This window comes from Nonomuraea sp. LP-02 (genome assembly GCF_036289125.1).
GTDB lineage: Bacteria > Actinomycetota > Actinomycetes > Streptosporangiales > Streptosporangiaceae > Nonomuraea > Nonomuraea bangladeshensis.
On the sequence record NZ_JAXCLK010000001.1, the window covers coordinates 6,400,299 to 6,425,992 of the forward strand.

The 25,694-nt window shown below is 70.4% G+C and carries 28 protein-coding genes and 1 tRNA gene; 16 read left to right on the forward strand and 13 right to left on the reverse strand.

Annotated features, from left to right (window positions below; genetic code table 11):
• Positions 1-4 precede the first annotated feature (4 nt).
• Positions 5-1,234: a serine hydrolase domain-containing protein gene (locus SMD20_RS30080; protein WP_329587751.1), complete on the reverse strand. Its 1,230-nt coding sequence runs from the start codon at positions 1,232-1,234 to the stop codon at positions 5-7.
• A 200-nt stretch (positions 1,235-1,434) separates the two neighbouring features.
• On the opposite strand from SMD20_RS30080, the gene SMD20_RS30085 reads away from it, so the two are divergent.
• The 4 genes from SMD20_RS30085 (at position 1,435) to SMD20_RS30100 (ending at position 3,978) form a co-directional block, all read left to right on the forward strand.
• The gene (locus tag SMD20_RS30085) at positions 1,435-1,827 is read left to right on the forward strand and encodes a hypothetical protein (RefSeq protein WP_329587754.1); all 393 of its coding nucleotides are present in this window, start codon (positions 1,435-1,437) and stop codon (positions 1,825-1,827) included.
• Positions 1,828-1,912: 85 nt separating this feature from the next.
• Positions 1,913-2,764 carry a KPN_02809 family neutral zinc metallopeptidase gene (ypfJ, locus tag SMD20_RS30090; RefSeq protein WP_329587756.1) on the forward strand — a complete coding sequence of 284 codons (852 nt, stop codon included), beginning with the start codon at positions 1,913-1,915 and terminating at the stop codon, positions 2,762-2,764.
• Positions 2,765-2,812: 48 nt separating this feature from the next.
• The gene (locus SMD20_RS30095; RefSeq protein WP_329587759.1) at positions 2,813-3,109 is read left to right on the forward strand and encodes a type II toxin-antitoxin system VapB family antitoxin; all 297 of its coding nucleotides are present in this window, start codon (positions 2,813-2,815) and stop codon (positions 3,107-3,109) included.
• A 116-nt stretch (positions 3,110-3,225) separates the two neighbouring features.
• Complete coding sequence (locus SMD20_RS30100) at positions 3,226-3,978, forward strand: DUF4352 domain-containing protein (RefSeq protein ID WP_329587763.1); 753 nt, start codon at positions 3,226-3,228, stop codon at positions 3,976-3,978.
• A 56-nt stretch (positions 3,979-4,034) separates the two neighbouring features.
• Here the strand turns inward: SMD20_RS30100 and SMD20_RS30105 are convergent.
• From SMD20_RS30105 to SMD20_RS30120, 4 genes are all read right to left on the reverse strand, one after another.
• A tRNA-Ser gene (locus tag SMD20_RS30105) sits at positions 4,035-4,121 on the reverse strand.
• A 10-nt stretch (positions 4,122-4,131) separates the two neighbouring features.
• Positions 4,132-4,569, reverse strand: coding sequence for a tRNA adenosine(34) deaminase TadA (gene tadA, locus SMD20_RS30110; protein WP_329592718.1), 438 nt, complete (start codon positions 4,567-4,569; stop codon positions 4,132-4,134).
• A gap of 44 nt (positions 4,570-4,613) precedes the next feature.
• Positions 4,614-5,090 (reverse strand): tRNA adenosine deaminase-associated protein, encoded by a 477-nt coding sequence (locus tag SMD20_RS30115; RefSeq protein ID WP_329587765.1) that lies wholly within the window; start codon positions 5,088-5,090, stop codon positions 4,614-4,616.
• A gap of 19 nt (positions 5,091-5,109) precedes the next feature.
• The gene (locus tag SMD20_RS30120; protein ID WP_020543023.1) at positions 5,110-5,625 is read right to left on the reverse strand and encodes a tRNA adenosine deaminase-associated protein; all 516 of its coding nucleotides are present in this window, start codon (positions 5,623-5,625) and stop codon (positions 5,110-5,112) included.
• A gap of 147 nt (positions 5,626-5,772) precedes the next feature.
• On the opposite strand from SMD20_RS30120, the gene upp reads away from it, so the two are divergent.
• The 7 genes from upp to SMD20_RS30155 all read left to right on the forward strand — a co-directional run bounded on the left by upp (position 5,773) and on the right by SMD20_RS30155 (position 10,344).
• Positions 5,773-6,411, forward strand: coding sequence for a uracil phosphoribosyltransferase (upp, locus tag SMD20_RS30125; protein WP_329587769.1), 639 nt, complete (start codon positions 5,773-5,775; stop codon positions 6,409-6,411).
• A 179-nt stretch (positions 6,412-6,590) separates the two neighbouring features.
• On the forward strand, positions 6,591-6,815 hold the full coding sequence (locus SMD20_RS30130) for a hypothetical protein (RefSeq protein ID WP_091088233.1): 225 nt from the start codon (positions 6,591-6,593) through the stop codon (positions 6,813-6,815).
• 99 nt (positions 6,816-6,914) lie between these two features.
• Complete coding sequence (locus SMD20_RS30135) at positions 6,915-7,073, forward strand: hypothetical protein (RefSeq protein ID WP_177240954.1); 159 nt, start codon at positions 6,915-6,917, stop codon at positions 7,071-7,073.
• Entirely contained in the window at positions 7,070-7,603 is a 534-nt protein-coding gene (locus tag SMD20_RS30140) for a PH domain-containing protein (protein ID WP_091088235.1), read from the forward strand. Before SMD20_RS30135 ends, SMD20_RS30140 begins: the two co-directional genes overlap by 4 nt.
• Positions 7,604-7,699: 96 nt before the next feature.
• Positions 7,700-9,043, forward strand: coding sequence for a helix-turn-helix transcriptional regulator (locus SMD20_RS30145; RefSeq protein WP_329587776.1), 1,344 nt, complete (start codon positions 7,700-7,702; stop codon positions 9,041-9,043).
• 102 nt (positions 9,044-9,145) lie between these two features.
• Positions 9,146-9,829 (forward strand): FadR/GntR family transcriptional regulator, encoded by a 684-nt coding sequence (locus SMD20_RS30150; protein WP_329587779.1) that lies wholly within the window; start codon positions 9,146-9,148, stop codon positions 9,827-9,829.
• Positions 9,830-9,849: 20 nt separating this feature from the next.
• Positions 9,850-10,344 (forward strand): MarR family winged helix-turn-helix transcriptional regulator, encoded by a 495-nt coding sequence (locus SMD20_RS30155; protein ID WP_329587782.1) that lies wholly within the window; start codon positions 9,850-9,852, stop codon positions 10,342-10,344.
• 12 nt (positions 10,345-10,356) lie between these two features.
• On the opposite strand, the gene dnaN is transcribed toward SMD20_RS30155, so the two are convergent.
• The 3 genes from dnaN to SMD20_RS30170 form a co-directional block, all read right to left on the reverse strand.
• Complete coding sequence (gene dnaN, locus SMD20_RS30160; protein WP_329587785.1) at positions 10,357-11,454, reverse strand: DNA polymerase III subunit beta; 1,098 nt, start codon at positions 11,452-11,454, stop codon at positions 10,357-10,359.
• 92 nt (positions 11,455-11,546) lie between these two features.
• On the reverse strand, positions 11,547-12,197 hold the full coding sequence (locus tag SMD20_RS30165; protein ID WP_329587788.1) for a response regulator transcription factor: 651 nt from the start codon (positions 12,195-12,197) through the stop codon (positions 11,547-11,549).
• Positions 12,194-13,624 (reverse strand): sensor histidine kinase, encoded by a 1,431-nt coding sequence (locus tag SMD20_RS30170; RefSeq protein WP_329587791.1) that lies wholly within the window; start codon positions 13,622-13,624, stop codon positions 12,194-12,196. The genes SMD20_RS30165 and SMD20_RS30170 overlap by 4 nt, the downstream gene beginning before the upstream one ends.
• A 109-nt stretch (positions 13,625-13,733) precedes the next feature.
• Here SMD20_RS30170 and SMD20_RS30175 point away from each other — a divergent pair, with 109 nt between their 5' ends.
• From SMD20_RS30175 to soxR, 3 genes are read left to right on the forward strand one after another with little or no spacing between them, the layout of a single operon-like run.
• Positions 13,734-14,639 carry an ABC transporter ATP-binding protein gene (locus SMD20_RS30175; RefSeq protein WP_329587794.1) on the forward strand — a complete coding sequence of 302 codons (906 nt, stop codon included), beginning with the start codon at positions 13,734-13,736 and terminating at the stop codon, positions 14,637-14,639.
• Positions 14,636-15,367, forward strand: a complete 732-nt coding sequence (locus SMD20_RS30180) for an ABC transporter permease (RefSeq protein ID WP_329587797.1) — start codon at positions 14,636-14,638, stop codon at positions 15,365-15,367. The genes SMD20_RS30175 and SMD20_RS30180 overlap by 4 nt, the downstream gene beginning before the upstream one ends.
• Positions 15,368-15,416: 49 nt before the next feature.
• Entirely contained in the window at positions 15,417-15,914 is a 498-nt protein-coding gene (gene soxR, locus SMD20_RS30185; RefSeq protein WP_329587800.1) for a redox-sensitive transcriptional activator SoxR, read from the forward strand.
• Here the strand turns inward: soxR and SMD20_RS30190 are convergent.
• Both SMD20_RS30190 and dnaB read right to left on the reverse strand, forming a co-directional pair.
• Complete coding sequence (locus tag SMD20_RS30190) at positions 15,911-16,366, reverse strand: universal stress protein (protein ID WP_329587803.1); 456 nt, start codon at positions 16,364-16,366, stop codon at positions 15,911-15,913. The two genes, soxR and SMD20_RS30190, sit on opposite strands and share 4 nt — an antisense overlap.
• A gap of 88 nt (positions 16,367-16,454) precedes the next feature.
• A complete protein-coding gene (dnaB, locus tag SMD20_RS30195) occupies positions 16,455-20,027 on the reverse strand; it encodes a replicative DNA helicase (protein WP_442942519.1) in 3,573 nt (1,190 codons plus the stop codon).
• Positions 20,028-20,313: 286 nt separating this feature from the next.
• Here dnaB and SMD20_RS30200 point away from each other — a divergent pair, with 286 nt between their 5' ends.
• Positions 20,314-21,615: an MATE family efflux transporter gene (locus tag SMD20_RS30200; protein WP_329587808.1), complete on the forward strand. Its 1,302-nt coding sequence runs from the start codon at positions 20,314-20,316 to the stop codon at positions 21,613-21,615.
• Between the two features lie 67 nt (positions 21,616-21,682).
• Complete coding sequence (locus SMD20_RS30205) at positions 21,683-23,158, forward strand: APC family permease (RefSeq protein ID WP_329587811.1); 1,476 nt, start codon at positions 21,683-21,685, stop codon at positions 23,156-23,158.
• Here the strand turns inward: SMD20_RS30205 and SMD20_RS30210 are convergent.
• Genes SMD20_RS30210 through SMD20_RS30220 form a run of 3 tightly spaced genes read right to left on the reverse strand, consistent with a single transcriptional unit; the run spans position 23,155 to position 25,627 of the window.
• Positions 23,155-23,898: an amino acid ABC transporter ATP-binding protein gene (locus SMD20_RS30210; RefSeq protein WP_329587814.1), complete on the reverse strand. Its 744-nt coding sequence runs from the start codon at positions 23,896-23,898 to the stop codon at positions 23,155-23,157. The genes SMD20_RS30205 and SMD20_RS30210 overlap by 4 nt on opposite strands.
• Positions 23,895-24,764, reverse strand: coding sequence for an amino acid ABC transporter permease (locus tag SMD20_RS30215; protein WP_329587816.1), 870 nt, complete (start codon positions 24,762-24,764; stop codon positions 23,895-23,897). Before SMD20_RS30215 ends, SMD20_RS30210 begins: the two co-directional genes overlap by 4 nt.
• Positions 24,761-25,627: an ABC transporter substrate-binding protein gene (locus SMD20_RS30220; RefSeq protein WP_329587819.1), complete on the reverse strand. Its 867-nt coding sequence runs from the start codon at positions 25,625-25,627 to the stop codon at positions 24,761-24,763. The genes SMD20_RS30215 and SMD20_RS30220 overlap by 4 nt, the downstream gene beginning before the upstream one ends.
• Positions 25,628-25,694: the final 67 nt, after the last annotated feature.

The window sequence follows — 25,694 nt, forward strand, 5'->3', positions numbered from 1 at the left end:
GGGGTCAGTCTTCGATCGCCTGGTAGAGCGTGGTCCAGAAGTCGTGGATCAGCCGTGCCGAGTTCGGGACGGACATGCCGACCTGGGTGAGCAGGATGCCGGTGAGCCCGTTGGCCGGGTCGGCGTAGGTGGAGGTGCCGCTTCCGCCGTCCCAGCCGAACTGGCCGACGGGCGCGTAGTCGCCGCGGTAGGTGCGCACCGCCATCCCCATGCCCCAGCCGCCGTGCTGCCCCTGCCCGAAGGACACGTGGACGTTCTCGGTGGCCAGGGCGTTGCGGGCGGCGTTCTGCTCGGGCGTGAGGCGGTTGGTGGTCATCAGCTCGACGGCGGGCCTGGACAGGATGCGCCTGCCGTCGTGGGTGCCGCCGTTCAGCAGCATCCGGAAGTAGGCGTGATAGTCGTCGGCGGTGGAGACCAGGCCGCCGCCGCTGCCCTGGAACGCCGGAGGCCGGCTCCACCGTCCGCCTTCGGCCTCGTCCCACACCTGGAACTCCCCCGTGACCGGGTCGGGGGCGTACAGGACCGGCAGCCGGTCGATCTGGTCGGCGGGCACGTGGAAGCCGGTGTCCTTCATCCCCAGCGGCTCGAAGACCCGCTCGCGCAGGAACGCCTCGAACGATCCGCCCGTGACCCGCGCGACGAGCACGCTGAGCACGTCGTGGCTGATCTGGTACTGCCAGCGCTCACCCGGCTGGTACGCCAGCGGAAGCTCGCCCAGGCGGCGCATCCACTCGTCCGGCCCGGGCATCGGCTCCGGCAGGTCGGGCGTGAGCCCCCGTTCGAAGATCGCGCCCAGGATCGGCGCGCCCAGCAACGTCATGTCCATGCCGAGCCCGAACGTGGACGTCAGCAGATCCCGTACGGTGATCGGCCGCCGCGCCGGCACGGTGTCGTCCAGCGGCCCGTCCGGCCTCCGCAGCACCCGCCGGTCGGCCAGCTCGGGCAGCCACTCCTGCACCAGGTCGTCCAGCCGCAGCCGGCACTCGTCCACCAGGATCATCGCCGCCGCCATCGCCACCGGCTTGCTCGTGGACGCCATCCGGAAGATCGTGTCCCTGCGCATGGGCGCGCCGCCCTCGTGGCGCATCGTCCCGATCGCCTCGACGTGCGTCTCCTCGCCCCGGCCGACCAGGGCCACCAGGCCGGGGATCTTCCCGGACTCGACATGCCGCTCCAGCACGCCGCGCAGCCTGCGCAGTCCCGCCGCGGAGAAGCCGCCATTTCCGTGTTCCATCGTGGTCTCCTCGTATGCGTCGTTCGCGTGAGACCAACCATCGGCGAGCGCGCTGACACGGGGCCGTCGCCGGACTGACACGGCCGCTGACGCCGCTTCCCAGGCGTTATGCCGTCTTCGTCGCCTCGCCATCGTGGCGACGACCGGGCGACCTACGATCGAGACGTCCGGCCCACCCCCCTCCCGGAGGATGAACGCGTATGGCCGAGTCGTACCGGGTCGAGGCGATCCCGCAGCCGGTGTCCCTCGCGCGGATCTGCATGTGGGTGCAGGCGGGGCTGGGCACGGTCGGGCTGCTCCTGCTGCTCACGCTGGTGGGCGGGATGGAGGCGAACGCGGCCGGGGCGGCGCTGCTGCTGTTCGCCGTTCCGGTCGGCGCGATCCTGCTGATCGGGTTCGCCGCCTCCCGGATGACCTCGCGGCGCCGCTGGGTGCGCGTGGCCGGGCTGGTCGTCGAGTCGCTGCTGGTGCTCAACGGGCTCTGGTCGCTGCTCGGCGAGGTCAGCGTCGGCACGCTGCTGAACATGGCGCTGGCCGCGGCGGTGGTGTGGCTGCTGTTCACCCGCCAGTCGGCGGCCTGGTTCGACCGCTAGCCGCGGGCCTCCTCGCCCGCTTGCATCTAACGTCTTCTTCTGGGAAGTGTGTCTCCGTCGGGCACCCCCGGAAGGACTGTTGGCGATGGACTTCAAGGACCAGGTTGACCTCGACGCCTCCCAGGTGGAGGACGCGGGCAGGGGCGGAGGCGGCTTCTCCGCGGGCGGCTTCCCCGGCGGGATGGTCATCGGCGGCGGCGGCATCGTCAGCCTCATCGTGCTGGTGCTGGTGTTCGTGCTCAACAACGTCGGCGGAGGCGGCGGCGAGAGCCAGCCCTCCCAGGGCCGACCCGCGGCCGACCTGTCCGAGCAGTGCAAGACGGGCAAGGACGCCGACCAGAACGAACGCTGCCGGGTCGTCGGCGTCGTCAACAGCATCCAGAGCTACTGGAAGGGCGAGCTGGGCGGCGACTACAGCCAGGCCAGGACCGTGCTGTTCACCCAGAGCGTCAACACCGGCTGCGGCGCCGCGGACTCGGCCGTCGGCCCCTTCTACTGCCCGAACGACCGGCGCGTCTACCTCGACCTCAGCTTCTTCGACCAGCTCCACAGCCAGTTCGGCGCCAAGGGCGGGCCGTTCGCGCAGGCGTACGTGATCGCCCACGAGTACGGCCACCACGTCCAGAACCTGAGCGGCCAGCTCTCCAACGGCAACAGCTCGGTCCCCGTCGAGCTGCAGGCCGACTGCTACGCCGGCGTCTGGGCGCGCAACGCGGTCGAGACCGGCTTCTACGAGAAGCCGTTCACGGACGCCGACATCGCCGAGGCGATCGACGCCGCGGCCGCCGTGGGCGACGACAGAATTCAGCAGCGTTCGCAGGGCAGGGTCGATCCTGAATCGTTCACGCACGGCTCCTCGGAGCAGCGCGTCGCGGCCTTCCAGCGCGGTTACCAGAACGGCGGGCCCGCCGACTGCGCGCAGTCCAAGCTGGGCTGATCCCGCCACTCAGCGCGAGGAATCCGATTTCGTCCTAAAATCAGCAGGGTGATCTTCAAGCAAGTCGGCGACGGACGCCCTTATCCCGACCACGGTCTGACGAACCGCGAGTGGGCGCAGATCCCTCCACGGCAGGTCAGGCTCGACTCGTTGATCACCACGAAGGCCATGCTGGACCTGCACTCACTGCTCGCCGCCGACTCCACTTTCTACGGGGACCTTTTCCCGCACGTGGTCCAGTGGCAGGGCGAGCTCTATCTGGAGGACGGTCTGCACCGCGCCCTGCGCGCGGCCCTGCATCAGCGCTCCATCCTGCACGCGCGGGTTCTCGAACTGCCCGGCTGAGCGGGCAATGGCCGCGAAAAAGGGAGTCGCGAAACGCGGCTCTCTTTTGTTATGCCAACCATGAGGGAGTATCGGACGTCGAAGCAGAGCCTTTCAACATCATTTGAGGGAGCGCCGTGTCCTATCCGCCGCCACCGCCGCCCTACGGATATGGGTACGGGTACGGCCACGGATACGGGCATCCGCCGGAGCCCTTACCGCCCGACCGCGGCAATTTCGCGCTGATCCTGCTGCTCGCCATCGGGCTGCCGCTGCTGCTGCTGAGCGGCGCCGGGTCGGTCTACTTCGTGCTCACCGCCGGCGAGGCGAGCGTAGCCGCCCGGCACGCGACGGAGGCGGAGACCGGCGACGACGCGCCGGACGTCCTGTTCGACCAGGACCCGAGCCAGACGCCGTCGCCGTCGCCGTCGGCCGAGCCCGTGCCTGGCGACCAGCAGTCCGCCGCCGCCGCGCTCGGTCAACCGCTCACCCTCACCGGCACCGACCCGGGGGTGAGCGTCGCCGTCACCGTCGAGCAGCTCGTCTCCCCCGCCACCCCGGCGGACGAGCTGTTCAAGCCGGCCACGGGCAACCGCTTCGTGGCCGTCCAGCTCGCGCTGGCCAACCAGGGCCAGTCCGCCTACAGCGACACCCTCGGCGTCGGCGCGCTGCTCGTGGACGGCGCGGGCCAGGAGTACCGGGCGAACCCGACCGCGCGGGTACGGGAGGCGCAGCCGTTCGACGGCGCCGGGTCGGTCACGATCGGCGCGGGCGAGAGCAGGAGGGGCGCGCTCGTGTTCGAGATCCCGGAGACGGCCACGCCGGCGACGTTCAGGTTCGCGCTGGACGGCGGCCTCGCCACCCAGAAGGGCGAGTGGCGGCTCGGCTAGCGGGGCCGGGGAACGCCGAAGGGCCCCCGGTCATCCGGAGGCCCTTCGTCGAGGAGCGGTGGTGGTGGGATTTGAACCCACGGATGAGTTGCCCCATCACACGCTTTCGAGGCGTGCGCCCTCGGCCACTAGGCGACACCACCGCGAACGAGCTTACCGGATTCTGCGAGTGGCAAAGAACCGCTTTAGTACGCCGGAGCACTCCTCCGCCAGAACCCCCATGACGACCTCGGGGCGGTGGTTGAGCCTGCGGTCGCGTACGACGTCCCAGAGCGAGCCCACGGCCCCGCCCTTCTCGTCCACGGCCCCGTACACCACGCGCTCGACCCGGGCCAGCACGGCGGCTCCCGCGCACATCGTGCACGGCTCCAGGGTCACCACGAGCGTGCACCCGGTGAGCCGCCACTCCCCGCGCGCCGCGGCGGCCCGGCGCAGCGCGAGGACCTCGGCGTGCGCGGTGGGATCGGCGGTCGACTCGCGGTCGTTGCCGGCCGCGGCCAGCGGCTCGCCGCGCTCGTCGAGGACGACCGCCCCCACGGGGATCTCGTCCCTGGCGGCGGCCGCGGCCGCCTCGGCCAGGGCCAGGCGCATGGCCTCCTCGTACGTCACCCGGCAGGACCTCGGGACGGCGCGGCTCAGCGCAGCCGGTCGAGCTCGTCGGCGAACGACAGCCGCTCGGCGATCACCGACAGGATGTCGGCCGGCAGCAGGCCCTCCTCCATGCTGAGCTCCAGCAGCTCCTCCGAGCTCACGCCGAGGTCGCTCAGCAGCTCGAAGTCGCCCGCCGGGCGCACGCCGAGGCTGTTGCCCTCCTTGTCGGGCACCACGCCGGCGAACTCGGCGAACAGCTCGCCCAGGCGGTCGGAGACGATGGCGTGCACGTCGGACAGGAAGACACGGGGCTCGTCGTCGCCGCGGTAGCGCACGAGGGCGAACCATTCGTCCTCGACCTCGACGCACAGGAGGGCGAGCTCGTCGCCGGTCAGCCCCAGGGTCTCCGTCACGGCGTCGCCGAAGTCGTCGACGATCTCAGCTTCGCTCAGATCGACCTCGGCACCGCTCCAGCCGTCGGGGGTTCGCACAAAGGCCGCAGAGAAGGTGTTGGCCGCCATGTCCGCGCTCCAGGGGGGGTCAGCCGAAGACCGATTCGATGGCACGCTCGAACGGCTCGGAGAAGCCGAGCCGCGCGGCGATGCTGGACAGCACGTCTTCGGGCAACAGGTCGATGTCGCCGGAGAGGATGCCCAGCTCCATCTCGTCCAACCCGAGATCGGCGAAGATCGACAGATCTCCGGCGGGGAGCACGGTCTCCTCGTCCTGGAGGATCTCGTCGAGCTCCTCCTCGTCGGGGACGGGCACGTCCAGGTATTCGAGCACCTGACGGGCCAGCGGGAAGTCCCAGGAGGCGGCGATGTCGGACAGGAAGACGTCCACCCGATCGCCGAGGCCCCGCAGCGCCACGAAGAACTCGTCGCCCACGGCGACCAGCGCGATCGTGCCGCTCTCGCTCGGCTGCTGCTTGAGCACCTGGATCAGGCCGTGCAGGTCGGAGGTGAGAGCGACGGGCAGCAGCTCGGCGTGCCACCGTTCGTCCTCGCGATAGACCACGATGGCGAAGTCGAGCGCATCTTCGTCCGTCATCGCCATCCCCACCCGATTTCTGACACGACAGATATCACCAGCACCCAATCGTTCCAGAACCGGGCACCCGCCGTGTGCCTCTCCGACCAAATTGTGATCAAAACCAAAACCGCGAGGTGCCGCGATGTCTCCCAGGGGATACCGTTGTGCTCCATGGAAACCCTCGTCGTCGACCATCCGCTCGTGGCCCACAAGCTCACCGCGCTGCGTGATGCCGGCACCGACTCGCCGACTTTCCGCAGGCTCGCCGACGAGCTGGTGACCCTGCTGGCCTACGAGGCCACGCGCGACGTGCGGATCACCGACGTCACCGTCCAGACCCCGGTCGCCACCGCGCACGGCGTACGGCTGGCCAAGCCCTACCCCCTGGTCGTGCCGATCCTGCGGGCCGGGCTCGGCATGCTCGACGGCATGACCCGGCTGCTGCCCACGGCCGAGGTCGGTTTCCTGGGGATGATCCGCAACGAGTCCACCCTCCAGGCGGAGACGTACGCCACGCGCCTGCCCGACGACCTGTCCGGCCGGCAGTGCTTCGTGGTCGACCCGATGCTCGCCACCGGCGGCACGCTGGCGGCGGCCGTGCAGTTCCTCTTCGACCGGGGCGCCGTAGACGTCACCGCCATCTGCCTGCTGGCCGCCCCCGAGGGCCTCGCCTACATGGACAAGGTGTTCGCCAACTCCGGCAAGCCCATCCGCCTCGTGACCGCGGCCCTCGACGAGCGGCTCAACGAGAACGGCTACATCGTCCCCGGCCTCGGCGACGCGGGCGACCGCCTCTACGGCGTCGTCTGATCCCGCCCGCCACTTCTTTGGACCGGTCCCGCGCCTCACGCGCGGCGCCGGTTTTCGTCACGCTCGGTCGCCACTTCGTTACATACTGTGGTTAGGTGGGTACGAACAGACGCGAAGGCAACTTCCGCATGCGCGTGGGGGAGCATGATGAGCGACATGCCGGCCGGCGAGGTGTCCTCGTGAACGAGCACACCGAGGCCGATCCGATGCCGTACGCCGAGGTCGAGGCGGTGCTGCGCGACGAGTTCGCGGGCGTCCACTCATCGACCACGGTCACGCGCTGTGTCGAGGCGGCGCACTACGGTGCGCTGGAGGTCACCGGCTACGCCCATCCCAGCCTCGTCGAGCGCATCGCGCGCAAGCACCTTCACGTGCTGGCTCTGGTGGCCAGCGAGCGCGGTTGAAACCAAGATCAAAACTAACCCGCCAACTCACCTTTACCCGGGCACCCGGGTGGGTAATGTATACGGCGGGAGTGGGTAAGTGGCTCGGAGGCGACGACGGTGCAGGTCAAAAAAGTCCTCACATACAGCGGCATCGGTTTTGTCGCTTACTACCTGTTGGCCCGACCAGCTGATGCCGCTGACGCGGTGAAGGGGGCGTTCGACACGGTGTTCAACGCAGCCGACTCACTGGCACAGTTTGTGAACAACCTCTCATGAGACTGGTGACCCACGGGGACTCCGCCCCGGCGTCGGTCAACCGTTACCTCCTCCCACAGGAACAGCAGGTCCTCATGGTGCGGCGCCACCCCGCCATCCTGCTCCGCCCGGTCGCCGAGGTCTTCGGCGGCCTGGTCGTCGCCGCCTTGCTCAGCAAGTTCTTCGGCGGCACCTCGGCGGGTGGCACGGCGCTCGTCGTCGTGTGGTGGCTGTGGCTCCTGCTGCTGATCCGTTTCGTGTGGAAGGTCGCGGAGTGGTCGGTCGACTACTTCGTGGTGACCTCCAAGCGAATGTTGCTCACCACGGGGCTCATCACCCGTAAGGTCGCGATGATGCCCCTGGGCAAGGTCACGGACATGAGCTTCCAGCGCTCGCTGCTCGGGCGCATGCTCGGTTACGGCGAGTTCATCCTGGAGTCCGCAGGTCAGGACCAGGCTCTGTCAACGGTCGAGTACATTCCGTATCCGGAGACCCTCTACCTTGAGGTCTGCCAGATGCTTTTCCCCAGCAAGGACGACAGCGACGATTAATCTCCGCGCGGCAAATTCTTCACGCGGGGATACCAGATTCGGCTACTTCATGCAATCATTGCGTGTTGTTGACCCTTCCCCGCCCTGAGAGATGAGATGCCGAGTCAGGGAACCATCGGTGACCGCGTCCGTGGATTGCGGCTGAACAGGCGGATGTCGCAGGCCCAGCTGGCCGGACCCGACCTGTCTGACAGTTATGTCTCGCTCATCGAGTCGGGCAAGCGCACGCCGACTCCTGTAGTCGCCCGGCTGCTGGCCGAGCGGCTCGGATGCACCACCGAGTTCCTCCTTCACGGGATCGAGCCTCGGCAGCGCATCGACACCGAGCTCGGGTTGCGGCACGCCGAGCTTGAGCTCCAGCACGGCGATCCCGCCGTCGCCGCCGACCGCTTCACCGAGATCGTGAAGGCGGCCGACGAGGAGAACGCCATGTTGACGGCGCAGGCCCGGTTCGGGCGGGCGCGGGCGCTGGAGGCGCAGGGCCGGCTGGGCCAGGCGGTCGAGGCGTTCGAGCGGCTGCGCAGGGAGGCCGCTGCCCACCCCGAACGACTGGCGGACCTGCCGCTGACCATCGCGCTGAGCCGCTGCTACCAGCGGGCCGGCGACCGGCTGCGCGCCCGCGACCTGGCCGCGCACGCGCTGGAGCAGGCAGAGCGGCTCAACGTGACCGAGGGTGAGATCGCGGTCGATCTGGCGGCGGCGCTGGTCGAGGCGCGCGGCGAGAACGAGAGCGACTCCCCCGAGCTGGCCTACGTCAAGAAGGTCCTGGACATGACCGGTTTTTCCCCGGTTGTGGACCGTTCCGGCGAGATCCGGTCGCTGTGGGAGGCGAGCACGGCCGCCTCGGCGGGCGAGGACTCCGCCCTCGCGGTACGCCTGGCCGACGACGCGATCATGGCCGGTCGCGAGACGCGGCTGGCGCTGCAGCTCGCCCGGGCCGCCATGCACTGGGCCAGGATGATCACGGCCCCGCTGGAGGAGTCCGAGCGGCTGGTGTCGAGCGCGTCCGCGGTCTTCGCCGCCTTCCCGTCGGCCACCGCCTCATACGCCGAGAGCCTGGTCGTGCACGCCCGGGTGCGGCTGCGTTCGGGTGACCCGGCGCACGCGGCTGAGCTGGCCGGTCAGGCGCTGGGCCTGGCGGGCGAGGAGCACGGCACGGCGGCCGCCGAGGCCCGCCTGGTGCTCGCCACCGTGGCGCTGGAGCTGGGCGGCAACGCCGAGGCCGAGCTCGCCACCGCGCACCGGCTGCTGAGCGCGCTCGACCGGCCGGCGTTCGGCACCGACCGGCAGGCCGCGCGGTGCTGGCGGGAGCTGGGCGACCTGCACGGCCGGGTGGGGTCCGTCGCACAGCAGACCGCCGCGTATCGTAAGGCGCTCGAAGCCGCCGGAGTGCGTTCGGCGATGGCGGAGGTGGCAGCCGACACGGTCGTATCCCGCTGAATTCCTCCGGGAGCTCCAGATTTGGCGTTCTGAGTCTGGAATAATTAGGGTCTACCAGTCATTGACTCATGGGATGACTGGTTTTCCCGGAGGAGGCGGACTGTGAGTCTGCGTACGGCGCAGCGGGCTTCGCTCGTCGACCAGGTGATCGATCAGCTCAAGGAGCAGATCACCTCAGGGTCGTGGCCGATGAACGGCAAGATCCCGACCGAGACCGTGCTCGCCGAGCAGCTCGGGGTCGGGCGCAACACCGTTCGGGAGGCCGTGCGCGCGCTCACGCACGCCGGGCTGCTGGAGTGCCGTCAGGGCGACGGCACCTACGTCCGGGCCACCAGCGAGCTGTCCGGCGCCATGCTGCGCCGGCTCAGGCAGGCCGAGCAACTGGAGATCCTGGAGGTGCGGCGCGCGCTGGAGGTCGAGTCCGCGCGGCTCGCCGCCACCCGCCGCACCGACGACGACATCGCCCGCATCGAGGCCGCCCTGGCCGAGCGGGAGCGCGCGTGGGACCTCGACGACCCCGAGTACTTCGTCGAGGCCGACCTCGCCTTCCACATGGCGGTCGCGCACGCCACCCACAACCTCGTCCTCATCGACCTGTACGAGGACTTCTCCGCGGCGCTGCGGGCCAGCATCACGGCGGCCGGCACGTCGCTGAACAAGAGCTACATCCCGCACGACGCGATCGCCCGCGCCATCGCCGCCGGCGACGCGACGGCGGCCGAGCGGGCCGGTCACGCCTGCATGGAGCACATCCTCATCGCCCTCACCGAGTCCGCCGACTCCTGACGGCCCCGGAGGCGTGTGCGGTGCGCAGGAGCCGGCGTCAACGCGAGCAGCCCGACCTCGGCATCCTGTCCAGCCGGACGCTGTTCGCCCTGCAGCGTGAGCTGTTCGCCAAGCTGGGCGAGCAGGGGCATCCGCGGCTCCGGCCGCGCCACGGGGCGGTGCTCGCCTACCTCGACGAGGAGGGCAGCCGGGCCACCGAGCTGGCCGCACAGTCGGGACAGCACAAGCAGGTGATCGGCACCCTGGTGGACGAGCTGGTCGAGCTCGGCTACGTGGAGCGGCGGCCCGACCCGGCCGACCGCCGCGCCAAGCTGATCGTGCCCACCGAGAAGGGGTGCGACTTCCTCGCCAGGTCGGACGCCGTGCTCGCCGAGATGGAGGCGGGGCACGCGCGGGCCGTGGGCGAGCAGGCGTACGCGGAGTTCAAGCGGGTCTTCAAGCTCGTCGCCGAGCGCCAGACGTCCCAGCCGGCCTCGCGAGCCGCCCGGCTCAGCCCCGCCCGGCCAGACCTGTAAGCCCCGCAGGGCTCAGCTCTGCCGCAGGGACATGACGAGGTAGCGGAAGGCCGGCTGCGCGTCGCCGGGGACGTCCTGGATGAGCGCGGGCCGGGTGGGCGACTCCAGGTTGATGCGGGCCAGCTCGCCCTCGATGCCCACCAGCCCGTCGAGCAGGAACTGCGACTGGAAGGCGATCTGGATGTCGTCGCCGCGCAGCTCGCACGGCACCACCTCGGTGCCGCGGCCGACGTCGCCGCCGCCCGCCTGGATGAGCACCTGCCCCTGCGTGAACGACAGCCGGATCGCGGTGTTGCGCTCGGCCACCAGCGCCACGCGCTTGATCGCGTTGACGAACGGGCCCACCGGCACGTCGGCCCGGATCGACCAGTCGCTGGTCAGCCGGGAACGGTAGTCGATGAACTGCTCGTCGAGCAGCCGCACGGTCGTGCTGCGTCCGACGCTCTCGAACCCGGCCACCCCGTCGCCCATGGCCACCGCGACCTCGCCGCCGCGCAGCGACTTGGCCACCTCGACCAGCACCCGGGCCGGCACCATCGCCGAGACGGACACGTCGGGCGTGGCCGGGCGCCAGGTGAAGTCGCGGGCGGCGATGCGGTAGCGGTCGGTGGCCGCCATCGCGACCGACTCACCGTCGATGTCGACCCTGATGCCGGTGAGCATCGGCAGGGTGTCGTCGCGGCTCGCCGCGGGCGCGACCTGGCCGACGGCCGAGGCGAACACGCCGCCGCCCACCGCGCCGACGACCGGCGGCATCGCAGGCAGGGTCGGGAAGTCCTCGACCGGCATGGTGACCAGCCCGAACTCGGCGCTGCCACAGGTGAGCACCGCCTCGGGCCCCTCGGTGACGATCTCGACGTCGTCGGCGGGCAGGCTGCGGCTGATCTCGGCGAGCAGCCGGCCCGGGATGAGCACGTTGCCCCCCTCGGCCACGTCGGCGTCGATCGCGGCCCGCGCGGAGACGTCGTAGTCGAACGCCGACAGCGTCAGCTCCTCGCCGGCCTCCAGCAGCAGCCCGGACAGGACGGGCACCACAGGGCGGCTGGGCAGGACTCGGGCAGCCCACGCCACCGCTTCTGCCAGAACATCGCGGTTAACCCGGATTTTCACCTGTAACACCCCTTCGTCGCCGTGCCTCTACGAAAATAGCCGAGGCCACCGACAACCCCGCGCCCGCCGACGGCACCGGCGATGCGGGAGAGTCAGGTGCGGCTCTGGAGGTAGGCGAGGACGGCCAGCACCCGGCGGTTGTCGTCGTCCGAGGGGGCGAGGCCGAGCTTGGCGAAGATGTTGGCGGTGTGCTTGGCGACGGCGCTCTCGCTCAGGTAGAGCCGCTGGGAGATCGCCGCGTTGGAGCGGCCCTCCGCCATGGCCTCCAGCACCTCCCGCTCGCGCGGCGTGAGCGCGGCCAGCGGCTCGTGCCTGGCGTTGCTGGCCAGCAGCTTGGCGATGACCTCCGGGTCCATCGCGGTGCCGCCCTCGGCGACCCGGCGTACGGCGTCGACGAACTGATCGGCGTTGAAGACGCGGTCCTTCAGCAGGTAGCCGATGCCGCCGGAGCCGTCGGCCAGCAGCTCGCGCGCGTACAGTTGCTCGACGTGCTGCGACAGCACCAGGATCGGCAGGCCGGGCACCGACTTCCTGGCCGCCAGCGCGGCCTGCAGGCCCTCGTCGGTGAACGTGGGCGGCAGGCGCACGTCCACGATCGAGACGTCCGGCCGCAGCTCCAGCAGCCCCTTGAGCAGCTCGGGGCCGCTGTCCACCGCTCCCACGACGGTGAAGCCGTGCGCCTGGAGCAGGTGCACCAGGCCGTCCCTGAGCAGGTAGAGGTCTTCGGCGATGAGCACGTTCATGAGCACCAGGGTTTGGTCGGGGTGGCTTCGATCATCCAGCGCTCCCGGTTGTGCACGGCGGGGATGCGGATCGCCATGATGTGCATGGTGAGCCCGAGCGCGATCATCGCGACGATGGTCGGCCACTGCCAGGGCTCCGGGAGGTGGAGGGCGAGGAACCAGGTCTTCTCGTCGAAGTGGATGAGCTTGAAGATGGCCGCCACGAAGCCCTGCGGGAAGGTCGGGCACCAGGCGGTCGCCCACAGCAACCCGACGATGATCATCTTACGGCGGGGCAGCTTGGGCAGGTCCGTCGCCCAGTGCTGGGGCAGCACCTTGGGCAGGTGCATCGTGACCGTGGTGGGGCCGCCCGGCGGGCTGTTCAGCGCGAGCACCCCGTCGAAGGCGGCCAGCCGCCGCTCGATGCCGGCCAGGCCGCTGCCCTTGGCCGGGTCGGCGCCGCCCATGCCGTCGTCGGTGACCGTGATGCGCAGGTCGGCCTCCCTGGAGCTGATGTCCACGGCCGCCGTACGGGCGTCGCCGTGCCGGGCGGCGTTGGACAGCAGCTCGCTGACCGCGAAGTAGGCCGCGGCCTCCACCGGCGCGTCCGGGCGGTGCGGCAGGTCCACGTCCACGGAGACCTGCATGGGGCTGTCGATGGCGAGGGCGCGTACGGCGTCGCCGAGCCCGCGCTCGGCCAGCACCGGCGGGTGGATGCCGCGGATGACCCGGCGCAGCTCGGTCAGCGTCTCCGAGGACGCCTCGCGGGCCTTGGCGAGCAGCGCCTTGGCCGCCGACGGATCCCGGTCCACGAGCTGCTCGACCGCGCCGAGCGTCATGCCGATGGCGACCAGCCGCGCCTGCGTGCCGTCGTGCAGGTCACGCTCGATCCTGCGCATCTCTGCGGCCTGGGAGTCGGTGGCCAGGTTGCGGGTGCGCTTGAGGTGGGTGACCTGGTTGGCCAGGCGGCTGTTGGCGGTCGCGCCGAGCAGCAGGTCGCTCCAGAGCGCGTACAGGCGCAGGCCCTGGGACGGGAGCAGCAGGAACACCGGCGCCAGCGTCAGCTTCATCAGCGGGTCAAGCACCAGCCAGAGGTCGTCGCGCCAGGTGGCCGGGTCGGTGATCAGCCACTTCCAGCGGTCGTTCCAGGCGGGGATGCGCGGGGTTTTGTAGAGGGTGCGGTCGTAGCGGTAGAAGCCGTCCGCCTGCGGCACCGGGGGCGGCGGCTTCGGCAGGTAGGGGGGCTCGATGGCCAGGCCGGTCCAGCGCCGCATGAGCCGCCGGTTGAGCTCGGCCACCCCGCGCACCATGCGGACCTGCGGCGGGAACAGGAACACCATCCCCAACGCCACCGACAGCACCAGCATCACGAGGGACACGGCGATCAGCGGCACCTGGACGACGAGCAGCGCGAGCAGCGTCGCGACCCGGCCGTACCTCCTCAGCATGCTCCCAGTGTGCCCAAGCCATGACCTCCGGGTCACTGCACCTAGGTACACCCTTGCCCGGCATCCAGCCGCATTCCCCGGCGGAGGCGGCGTTCCTACCGTCGTAGCCATGAAAATCATCGAGGTCAGGAACCTGCGCAAGCAGTACCCCAAACACCTGGCGGTCGACGACGTGTCGTTCGAGGTCGCCGAGGGTGAGATCTTCGGCATCCTCGGGCCCAACGGCGCCGGCAAGACCACGACGGTCGAGTGCGTGGCGGGCCTGCGGGCGCCGGACGGCGGCACCGTACGGGTGGCCGGGCTCGACCCCCGCCGCGACCGCGCCGAACTGCGCGAAGTGCTCGGCATGCAGCTCCAGAGCGCCAACCTGCCGGAGAAGATCAAGGTGTGGGAGGCCCTGGACCTCTACGCCTCCTTCTATCCCGACCCGGCCGACTGGAACGAGCTGCTGGAACGGGTGGGGCTCGGACACAAGCGGCACGCGACGTTCAAGAAGCTCTCCGGGGGGCAGCGCCAGCGGCTGTCCGTGGCGCTGGCGCTGGTCGGCCGGCCGCGCGTGGCCGTGCTCGACGAGCTGACCACCGGCCTCGACCCGCAGGCCCGCCGCGACACCTGGGAGCTCGTCGAGCAGATCCGCGCGTCCGGGGTGACGATCGTGCTGGTCACCCACTTCATGGAGGAGGCCGAACGGCTCTGCGACCGGCTGGCGCTCATCGACGCCGGCAAGGTCGTCGCCACCGACACGCCCGCCGGGCTGATCGAGCAGGTCGGCGGGGAGCAACGGGTGCGCTTCCGGCCCTCCGCGCCGGTCACGGACGACGTGCTGCTCGCCCTCCCCGGGGTGCGCGCCGTCGAGCGGAACGGCGACCAGATCGCCGTCAGCGGCGCCGGCAACCTCGCCGCCACCGTCACCCTCGCCCTGGCCCGGCAGGAGATCGTGCCCGGGGACCTGCGCATCGAGCAGGCCACGCTGGACGACGCGTTCCTCGCGCTCACCGGAAGGAAGCTGTCATGAAGAAGATGCTCCTCGTGGAGGCCAAGCTCTACCTGCGCGACTGGCCGTCACTGGCCTTCACCATCGCGCTGCCGGTCGCCCTCCTGGTCGTGCTGGGGCTCACCATCCCCGGCATGGGCGAGGTGACCGACACCGGCGAGCGGTACGTCGACGCCCAGTGGCCGAGCCTCATGGTCCTGCTCTCGCTGCTCACGCTGGTGTGCAGCGTCCTTCCCGCGGTGCTCACCACGTACCGTGAGCAGGGCGTGCTGCGGCGGATGTCCACCACGCCGGTCAGCCCCGCGCGGATGCTAGCCGTGCAGCTCGTCATCAACCTGGCCGTCGCGGTCGTGGCCACGGCCATCCTCGTCGTCGGGACCATGCTGGTCTTCGACGCCGCGCCTCCCGGGCAGTGGCCGGGCTTCGTGCTGGTGTTCCTGCTCGGCACGGCGGCGCTCATGTCGATGGGGCTGGTCATCGCCGCCCTCGCGCCCAACGGCAAGGCGGCGCCGGGGATCGGGTCGCTGGTCATGTTCCCGCTGATGTTCGTCGCGGGCATGTGGATCCCCCGCCAGGCCATGCCGGACGCCCTCCGCACCGTGAGCGACTACTCCGTGGCCGGGCCGTTCGCCCAGGCGCTCAAGGACACCTGGGCGGGCCACGCGCCGCAGCCGCTGCACCTGATCGTGATGGCCGCCGGGCTGGTGATCTTCGGCGGGCTCGCCGTACGGCTGTTCCGGTGGGAGTGACAGGTCACGGGCGCGCCACTTCTCGGCAAACCTCAACTAAGCTCCCGGTATGACCAAGGTCGCCTGGAACACCAAGGAGCTCACGGTCGGGCAGCTGGCCGAGCGCAGCGGCGTCGCCGTCTCGGCCCTGCACTTCTACGAGGCCAAGGGCCTCATCGCGAGCCGCCGCACGGCCGGCAACCAGCGCCGCTACAGCCGTGACAGCCTGCGCAGGGTGGCCTTCATCCGGCTGGCGCAGCGCATCGGCATCCCGCTCAAGACCATCAAGGACGCGCTCGACGAGCTGCCCGGCGAGCGCACCCCCACCCGCGCCGACTGGGCCCGGCTCTCGGCCGCCTGGCGCGGCGAGCTCGACGACCGCATCCTGCAGCTCCAGCGGCTGCGCGACGACCTCACCGACTGCATCGGCTGCGGCTGCCTGTCGCTCGACCTCTGCCCCGTCGCCAACCCGCACGACCGGCTCGGCGACGAGGGGCCGGGAGCCCGGCGCATCGACACCCGGCTGTGCCCGCCGCCCGAAGCCTGCTGCGGCGCGGCCGGGTCCTAGCCCGCGGCCCTCTGGGCGGGAGGAACGATGAGCGTGGGCCGCTGCGCGTGGTGCAGCACGTGGTTGGAGACGCTGCCGAGCAGCACCGAACGCACCCCGGCCAGACCCCGCGAGCCCGTGACGATGAGCGAGGCGTCGAGCTCGTCGGCCACGTCCACGATCGTCTTCCACACGGACTCGTTGTCGGCCACGGCCCGGTGGCTCACCTCGGCGAGGCCCGACGCGACGGCCAGCTCGGCGCCCTCCCTGGCGCTCGCCTCCGCCTGAGCCCGCGCCTCGTCCTCGGCCTCGGACGTGAGCACACCGGCGGCGAGCGGATATTTCCGCAACTGCACGAGCAGCGGCTCCCACACCGTCAGGACGACGACGGGCTCGGCGGCGAGGTGCTTGGCGGCGAACTCGATCGCGGCGCGCGCGTCGGCCGAGCCGTCGTAGGCGACGAGGATGGTCATGGCGGACTTCCCTTCACTTCGGTCATCCGCTGCAGCACCGGGATGATCAGCTCCATTCCGCCCCGGCCTGTCTGCTTCGTCACAGCCCTCAGTGCTGGGCCATGTCCACGAACCGGCTGTAGTGGCCCTGGAACGCCACCGTGACCGTCGCCGTGGGACCGTTTCGGTGCTTGGCCACGATCAGGTCGGCCTCGCCCGCCCGCGGCGACTCCCGCTCGTAGGCGTCCTCCCGGTGCAGCAGGATGACCATGTCCGCGTCCTGCTCGATGGAGTTGTGGACGCTGATCCCGTTGGCCACGAAGTTGTGGGTGCCGAGGACGGTGGCGTCGTACACCGGCTGCTCGCCGAGGCTCTCGACCGAGGCGACCTCGTCCCAGAACACGTCGTTCGTGGCCAGCAGCTCAAGGTCGGCGTCATCGAGGATCGTGGAGATCCGGCGCAGCCGCTCAGGACCCGGAGCGCCCTTCGCGGCGGCCCGCACCGCCAGCGAGTCGCCGACGCGGTCCCACACCTCGCTCGGAACGGTGCCGGCGTCGGTGTCGCCCGCGAGCTGCCTGAGGGCGGCGGCGCAGCGCCCGGCCTGCTGCTCGAACCGCTCGCCCGGCACGCCGATCTCGTCGAGGAACCGGAGCTGGTTGTCGGCTCCGGTGACCCGCAGCCGATGTGCCTGCCTGACCTCTTCGATCCGCGTCATCACGTTGAACCTCAGCAGCAGCCGCGCGACGTCGTCGACCAGGCGGCGGCTCGCGGAGGTGCAGGAGAGCCGCGCCTCGCCCAGCTCGTCGTCCCACTGGACATCACCGTCGCTCGCCCACAGGTGGCGCAGGAACAGCGCGATCTGCCGCTTGGGGAGGGAGAAGACCTCCTCGGGGACGGCCCTGCCTTCCCTCGTCAGATGTGCGTGCAGAACCACCTGGTCGTCCGGCCATTCCTGGAGGTCGCGGGGCGCGGAGACGTGCCGCGGCGCGGCGACGCGGGCTCCGGGGGCGAGCTCGCCCAGCGGGCGCCACCCGTCGAACGTCATGAAGGGGTGATTGGCCGTCGCCTCGATCTCCCTGCCGGAGCTGAGGCGCAGCCGGAAGACCTCTTTCGTGCCGCTGGGGAACACGTGCGTCATCGTTCGCGGAACGAGCCGCAGGTTCTCGTCCAGGGACCACACCGGGACGTCGCGCGCGCCGGACTCCAGCAGCTCGCCCAGCGTCGCCTCCGCGCCCGTGTCGGCGCGCAGGACACGGGTGCCGGCGGTGAGGCAGCCCGACTCGCGGAGGTCGCTCACCTGGGGGCGCTTGTCGGTGCGCTGCTCGGGACCACGGTTGAGCTGGGAGATCGCGATGACCGGCACCTCCAGCTCCTTGGCCAGCAGCTTGATGGCACGCGAGATCTCCGACACCTCGTTCTGGCGGCTCTCGGTCTTCTTCGGCGAGCTCATCAGCTGGAGGTAGTCGATGACCACGAACCTGAGATCGTTGCGCTGTTTGAGCCGGCGGCACTTGGCCCGGATCTCCATCATCGACATGTTGGGCGAGTCGTCGATGAACAGCGGCGCCTCGGCCACCTCGCTCATCCGCCGGGCCAGCCGGGTCCAGTCGTCGTCGCCCATCATGCCGGAGCGCATGGCGTGCAGCGCGACCCGGGCCTCGGCGGACAGCAGTCGCATGGTGATCTCGTTGCGCGACATCTCCAGCGAGAAGATGACGGTGGTCATGCCATTCTTGATCGCCGCAGACCGGGCGAAATCCAGACCAAGTGTGGAGTTGTGGGTGGGGATCCATGTCCGGCCCGCCAGGTACATGTGATCGGCGTTGTCCACCTCGACGCACCGCACCGGCACCGAAGGCACCGGCCGGGCGTCCACGATGTTCCGGTAGGTCGCCTTCGGGTGGGCGTTGGTCCTGACGCGGGCGTTCTTCCGCTCCAGCCGGAAGACCTTGTCGGACGGGGTGAACGTGATCGTATAGCTGGTCGAGCTGGTCTCGCTGCGCCCCGCCACCCGCTTGGACGTGCAGTTCGCTTTGTAGCCGAGGCTCAGGATCAGCTCCCAGGCGTCCTCTGCCAGGCGCCGGTTGGTGACGGCGAACTGCACCGTCCCGGAGGTGTTGACGTAGCCATCGGTGTCCAGGAGACCGGCCAGGAGCGCCCTGCGCTGTTCTTCGGACGCGCGCAAGTACTCGCCCGGGATGTGCTTGTTGTTCAGCACGCCCAGCTTCCTGAGCCGCGCCCCCATGGTGCCGTGGTCGTCGTGGCAGCCCTGGCAAAGGCGCATCCCGCTGGACGGGCCGCCGCAGTCAGGACACCGGGGCGGCTGAGACGGCCCGTGGACGGAGCCTCTCGATTTGCAGCCGCATACCCTGCCGCAGGTGCGCACCTGCGAGGTTTGGGGCGTGAACGGCTTGTCGCACACGATGCACTGCCGCTCCGCGATCGGCTCGGGCTCGGGCAGCAGCATCGCGTACAGCAGTTCGCCACGGTGCTCCACCCGGAGCCCTTCGGCGGCCACATGGTCGGCGATCTCCGGATCTGCGGTGGTGAACCGCGCGCTCCCGGAGTTGCCGTCACCCAGCCAGACGCCCAGCGCGTATGGCGGGATCAGCAGGTCCTGGTCGGGTAGTTGCAGCGGCCGGGCGTTGACGACCGTGTGATTGAGCCGCTTTTCGGCGGTGTCGCACCGCAGCGTGGCGGCGATCTCCTCCGTCGTGCGCACCTGCGCGAACGTCCGCTGATTCTTGTGCCGGTTGTAGCCGGCCGCCGCAGCCTGAGCCGACTTGCGGGACGCGCGCGTGTCGGTGAGCCACTGATGCTGAGCATCAGCGACGATCACCGTGCCGTCGCTGAACTCCACCTCGTAGCAGGGCCGGCCGTGCATGACGTCGGTGGCCGCGACGACGCGGGTGGGTTTGCCGTCAGCGCCGACCAGGTAGTCGCCCGGCTGCACCTCGCCCATGGTGGTCCAGCCCGTCGGCGTGGGCAGGGGGGTGTCGAGGGCGAGAGCCTTGCCGATCGCGGGTCGGGCGGCGACGACGATCATCTGGCCGGGGTGGAGGCCGTTGGTGAGCTGGTCGAGGTCCTGGAAGCCGGTCGGCACGCCGACCATCTGGCCGCCGCGGCTGCCGATGGCCTCCAGCTCGTCGAGGGCGCCGGGCATGATGTCGGCCAGGGGGGCGTAGTCCTCGGAGGTGCGGCGCTCGGTGACCTTGTAGATCTCGGCCTGGGCGCGGTCGACGAGGTCGTCGACCTCTTCATTTTGGCCGCCGTAGCCGTAGGAGACGATGCGGGTGCCGGCCTCGATGAGGCGGCGGAGGATGGCCTGCTCGCGGACGATCTTGGCGTAGTAGCCGGCGTTGGCGGCCGTGGGGACGACGGCCGTCAGCGTGTGGAGGTAGGCGGCGCCGCCCACGCGGGCCATCTCGCCGCGCTTCTGCAGCTCGTCGAAGACGGTGACGGCGTCGGCGGGCTCGCCGCGGCCGTAGAGGTCGGTGATGACCTCGTAGACCATCTGGTGGGCGGGGCGGTAGAAGTCGTCGGCGCGGATGATCTCGACCACGTCGGCGATGGCGTCCTTGGACAGCAGCATGCCGCCGAGGACCGATTGCTCCGCCTCGATGTTGTGCGGCGGCGTGCGCTCGAAACCGGGCCCCGCCGGGATCTCTTCGTCAATGCTCACCGCGCCCCCTCGAACAGCCTTGCAGGCGGTCGCACCACCCCCACTTGTAGTCGACCGGTCTGACAGTTTCCCGGACCTGAGGCCCGGACGCCAACGTGGCCTGTGGACAACCCTGTGGTCAAGCTGTGTACGACGGCCCCCAACATGTGAAATGCCTGTGGATGACGCCTGGGGATAACTTCTGGGGATTTCCGTCGGCAAGCCTCCGACCTGCGGAAACGTTGTCCACCGGCTGTGGAGGAAAGAAAGTTGGCGCTGCATGTCGTGTAATGGGCATAATGGTGGAATGCCCATTACGTCCCGAGACAGGGAGATTCTCCGGCTGGCGATCCCGGCGTTCGGCGCGCTGGTGGCCGAGCCGCTCTTCCTGCTCGCCGACTACGCCATCGTGGGCCACGGCCTCGGCACCACGGCGGTGGGCGCGCTGGGCGTGGCGGGAGCCGTTCTCGGGACGCTCATGAACCTGTGCGTCTTCCTCGCCTACGGCACCACGGCCTCCGTCGCCCGCCAGACCGGGGCGGGCCGGCACGACCAGGCGATGCGCAGCGGCGTGGACGGCGTCTGGCTGGCCCTCGCCATCGGCGTGGCGCTGATCGCGGTCGTCTGGCCGCTGGCCCCGGCCTTGGTGAGCCTGTTCGGCGCGGATCCCGGCCAGTCCGCGGAGGCGGTGACGTACCTGCGGATCAGCCTGTTCGGCGCGCCCGGGATGCTGGTCGTGCTGGCCGGCACCGGCGTGTTGCGCGGGCTCCAGGACACGGTCACGCCCCTGGCCGTGGCCATCGGCTCCTTCGCGCTCAACGCGGCGCTGAACGCCTGGTTCGTGCTGGGGCTCGGCTGGGGCATCGCCGGGTCCGCTTGGGGCACGGTGCTGGCCCAGACGCTCGGCGCGGCCGTCTACCTGGTCGTGGTGGCGAGGGGCGCGCGGCGGCTCGGCACCTCGCTCGTCCCGAGCCTAACGGGCATCGGGCAGGCGGGCACGGCCGGGCTCGCCCTCCTCGTACGCACCGTGTGCCTGCGCGTCGTGCTGGTCGCGGCCACGGTGATCGCCACCAGGATGGGCCAGGCGGAGCTGGCCGCGTACGCCATCGCCACCCAGGTGTGGACGCTGCTCGCCTTCGCCCTGGACGCCATCGCCATCGCGGGCCAGGCCATCACCGGCCGCTCGCTCGGCGCCGGGGACGTGGCCGCCACCAGGGCGGCCACCAGGCGCATGGTCCAGTGGGGCCTCTGGTCCGGCGTGGTGCTCGGCCTGCTGGTGCTGCTCGCGCGCCCGCTGGTGCCGGGGCTGTTCGACGCCGACCCGCAGGTGACCGGGCTGCTGCTGGCACTGCTGTGGCCGGTGGCGCTGTTCCAGCCGGTGTGCGGGATCGTGTTCGTGCTGGACGGGGTGCTCATCGGCGCGGGCGACCAGCGCTATCTGGCGTGGGCGGGGGTGTGGACGACGCTGGCGTACCTGCCGGCCGCCTTCCTCGCCTCCGGGCTCGGCGTGGTCGCCCTGTGGTGCGCGCTCGGGGTGTGGATGATCGCCCGGCTCGTCACCCTCACCAGGCGGGCGGCGGGCACCGCCTGGCTGGTAACCGGGGCGTAATCGTCCCGTGCTTGCTGTTGTCCAAGTGGTGAGACAGAGTCGGAGCGTTCCCTGAGCGGGGTGTTCCTTGTCCAGTATCTTGCGACGACTGCCGCCCTCCGCGGCCACCGGGTTACGCACCGGCGCCCGGCACAGTCTGGCAGAGGTCTACCGGCCGGCCGACCTCGTCGTGCTCGGCCTCGGCGTCATGATCGGCGCCGGCATCTTCTCCGTTGCCGGGCGGCAGGCCGCGACCGCGGCGGGGCCCGGCGTGATCCTCTCCTTCATGATCGCGGGCATCGCGTGCCTGCTGGCCTGCCTGTGCTACGCCGAGCTGTCGTCCACGATCCCGGCCTCGGGCAGCGCCTACACCTTCACCTACGTCATCTTCGGCGAGGTCTGGGCCTGGATCATCGGCTGGGCGCTGATCCTGGAGCTGCAGCTCGCCGCCGCCGTCGTGGCCCGCGCGTGGGGCGAGATCGCGGTCGGCGCGCTGGCGAACGCCGGCGTCCGGCTGCCCGCCCCCGGCCGGGTCGCCGACCTGCTCGTGCTGGCGATCCTGGTGCTGCTCACCGGCGTGGTGGCGCTCAGTGCCCGGGTCGGGCTGCGCGCGCTGTGGGTCATGGTGGCGGCCAAGCTGCTGGCCATCGGCGCGGTCATCGTCGTGGGCCTGCCGCACGTGGACGCCCGCAACTTCGGCGACTTCCACGTCCCGCCGAAGACGCTCACGACCGCGCCCGCGACCGTGCTGGAGATCGTGGTGGGCGAGAGCCACGCGTTCGGCTGGTTCGGCATCTTCTCGGCGGCCTCGGCCATCGCCTTCGCCTACATCGGCTTCGACGTGGTGGCGACGGCGGCCGAGGAGACCGTGAACGCGCCGCGGGCGGTCCCGAAGGGCATGATCCGCAGCCTGGTGGTGGCCACCGTCGTGTACGTGGTGGTGGCCGTGGTCATGGTGGGCATGGTGTCGTACACGAAGATCTCCGTGGACGCGCCGCTGGCCAGCGCGTTCCGTGCGGCGGGCGAGGGCTGGATGGCGCACGTCATCGACGTGGGGGCGCTGCTCGGGCTGACCACGGTGATCCTGGTGCTGATGGTGGGGCAGACGCGGGTGCTGTTCTCGATGGCCCGCGACGGGCTCATCCCGCGCGGCCTCGCGGCGGTCAGCCGCCGCTACCACACGCCCTCGCGGGTGACGCTGGTGATCGGGGGCGTCGCGATCGTGCTGGCGGAGTTCGTGCCGGTGCTCACGCTGCAGGAGCTCGTCGTGCTGGGGACGCTGTTCGCCTTCGGCTTCGTGGCGGCCGGGGTGATCGTGATGCGGCGGCGCATGCCGCACCTGGAGCGCGGGTTCCGGGTGCCGCTGTCGCCGGTGGTGCCCGCGCTGTCGCTGGTGGCCACGTTCTGGCTCATGGTGAACCTGCGGCTGCTGACCTGGGTGTGGTTCGCGCTGTGGATGGCGTTCGGGCTGGCGGTCTATCTCGCCTACGGCCGCCGGCACAGCGTGCTCGCCCGCCCGGCCGCGCCGCTGCCCGTGCGCGGCGGCGGGCGGCACCGCCGCTAGAAGCGGCCCGAGCGCACCACGCTGCGCAGGAACTCCTTGGTCCTCGGGTGCTCCGGCGCGTCGAAGATCTGCTCGGGCGGCCCCTTCTCGACCAGTACGCCGCCGTCGAGGAAGCACACCGTGTCGGAGATGTCGCGGCAGAAGCCCATCTCGTGCGTGGTGAGGACCATCGTCATGCCGGATTCCTTCAGCTCCCTGATGATCGTCAGCACCTCCACCACGAGCTGGGGATCGAGCGCCGAGGTGACCTCGTCGAGCAGCATCAGCCGGGGCTGGGTGGCGAGCGCGCGGATGATCGCCACCCGCTGCTGCTGCCCGCCGGAGAGCTGGTCGGGGTAGGCCCGCGCCTTGCCCTCCAGCCCGAACCGCACCAGCAGCTCGTGCGCCTGCTCCTCCGCCTGCGCCTTGGCCACGCGGTGCACCTGGCGGGGGGCGAGGGTGATGTTGTCCAGCACGGTCATGTGCGGGAACAGGTTGAACGACTGGAAGACGATGCCGATCCGCTTGCGTACGTCGTCCACGTCGATCCGCGGGTCGGTGATGTCCTGGCCGTCGAGCAGGATCGCGCCGTCGTCCACCGTCTCCAGGAGGTTGACGCAGCGCAGCAGCGTCGACTTCCCCGACCCCGACGCGCCGATGAGGCTCACCACCTCGTGCGCGTCGACCTCCAGGTCGACGCCCCGCAGGACGCTCTGCCCGTGGAAGTGCTTCCACACCCCGTCGATGCTCAGCAGGCTCATGCGCCGCGCCTCCTCCTGGCCCGCGCGGCCAGGTGGTCGGTGAACCGGGCCAGCGGAATGGTCAGCAGCAGGAACAGCAGCGCCGCCACCAGGTAGGGCGAGTACTTGAACGAGTGCGCGACGTGGATCTGCGCCTGCCTGAGCGCCTCCAGCGGCCCGATGACAGCCACCAGCGCGCTGTCCTTCTGCAGCGAGACGAAGTCGTTGAGCAGCGGCACCACCACCCGGCGGGTGGCCTGCGGCAGCACCACGAAGCGCATGGTCTTGGCGTGGCTCAGCCCGAGCGAGCGCGCCGCGGCCACCTGGCTCGGATGGATCGACTCGATGCCGGAGCGGAAGACCTCGGCGACGTACGCGCCGTACGACAGCGTCAGCGCGATGATCCCCAGCGTCACCAGGTCCGAGGGAATGCCCTGCAACTGCAGCGCCGGCAGCCCGAACCCGATCAGGTAGATCACCAGGATCGTCGGCACGCCGCGGAAGACGTCGGTGTAGAGCGTGGCGAGCGCCCTGATCGGGAAGAACACCGGCGTTCTGATCCCCCTGGCCAGCGCCACGAGCAGGCCGATGACGAGGACCAGCACCTCGGTGATGAGGAAGATCTTGATGTTGAGCAGGAACCCGGTCAGCACGTCGGGCAGCGAATGGACGAACTCCTCGCCGTCGAAGAAGGTCGCCGCCACCCGGGGCCAGCCGGGCGAGCTCGTGATCCCCCACACCACGAGGACGAGGAACACGACCGTCGAGACCGTCGCGATCGAGGCCGAGCGGCGCCCGTGGGACCGGCGGAGCCGTTCCCGCTCGCGCTGCCGCTCGCTCATGACCCAGTCGCCCGGGCCCCCTACGGGGTTGATCCGGTCGCTCATGAGAGCTCGGGCGCGCCCACCGCCGAGCCCAGCCACTCCTGCTCGATCTTGGCCAGCTCACCCTTGGACTTCAGCGCGTCCACGGCCTTGTCCACGCACGGCTTGAGCGCGCTGCCCTTCTCCATGACCAGGCCGAACTCCTCCGGCGTGCCGCCGGTCGAGCTGAACTGGCCGACGATCTGGGAGTTCTCGACCTGCGCGGCCGTCACGTAGAAGGCCGTCGGCAGGTCCACGACGAGCGCGTCCACCTGCTTGTTCTTCAGCGCGTTGATGGCGTCGACCTGCTCGTTGTAGACGTTGGGGTCGGCGGACGGCTTGATCACGCTCTTGACCGCGTCGAAGGAGGTCGTGCCCACCTGCACGCCGATCTTGGCGTCCTGCAGCTCGGCGAGGGTCTTGGCGGTGGCGTACTTGCCGCCCTTGAGCGCCACCACGGCCTGCTTGACGGTGTAGTAGCCGTTGCTGAAGTCGACGACCTCGGCCCGCTTGGGGGTGATCGACACCTGGTTGATGTCGAAGTCGAAGGTCTTCTTGCCCGGCGCGAACGCCGAGTCGAACTTGACCGTGGCCCACTCGATCTCGCTGCGGTCGAAGCCCAGCTCGCCGGCGACGGCGAAGGCCACCGCGCTCTCGAAGCCCTGGCCGTTGCTCGGGTCGTCGTCCTTGAACCACGGCTCGTAGGCGGGCTTGTCGGTGCCGATCGTCAGCTTGCCCGCCTTGACCAGGGTGAGCTGCTCCTTCGTGCACGCCGTGGAGGCGCTGGGCGCGGCCGGGGCCGAGGAGGCGGTGCTCGCCTGCTCGTCCACGGGTGCGCAACCGACGAGCGCCACGGCCAGCGCGAGCAGCATGAGGGGACGGGCCATGGCCAAGCCTCCAGGGGGAACGTACCGGGGAACGAAAGGAATTGTACGTGAGCAGGCAAAAGCCCCC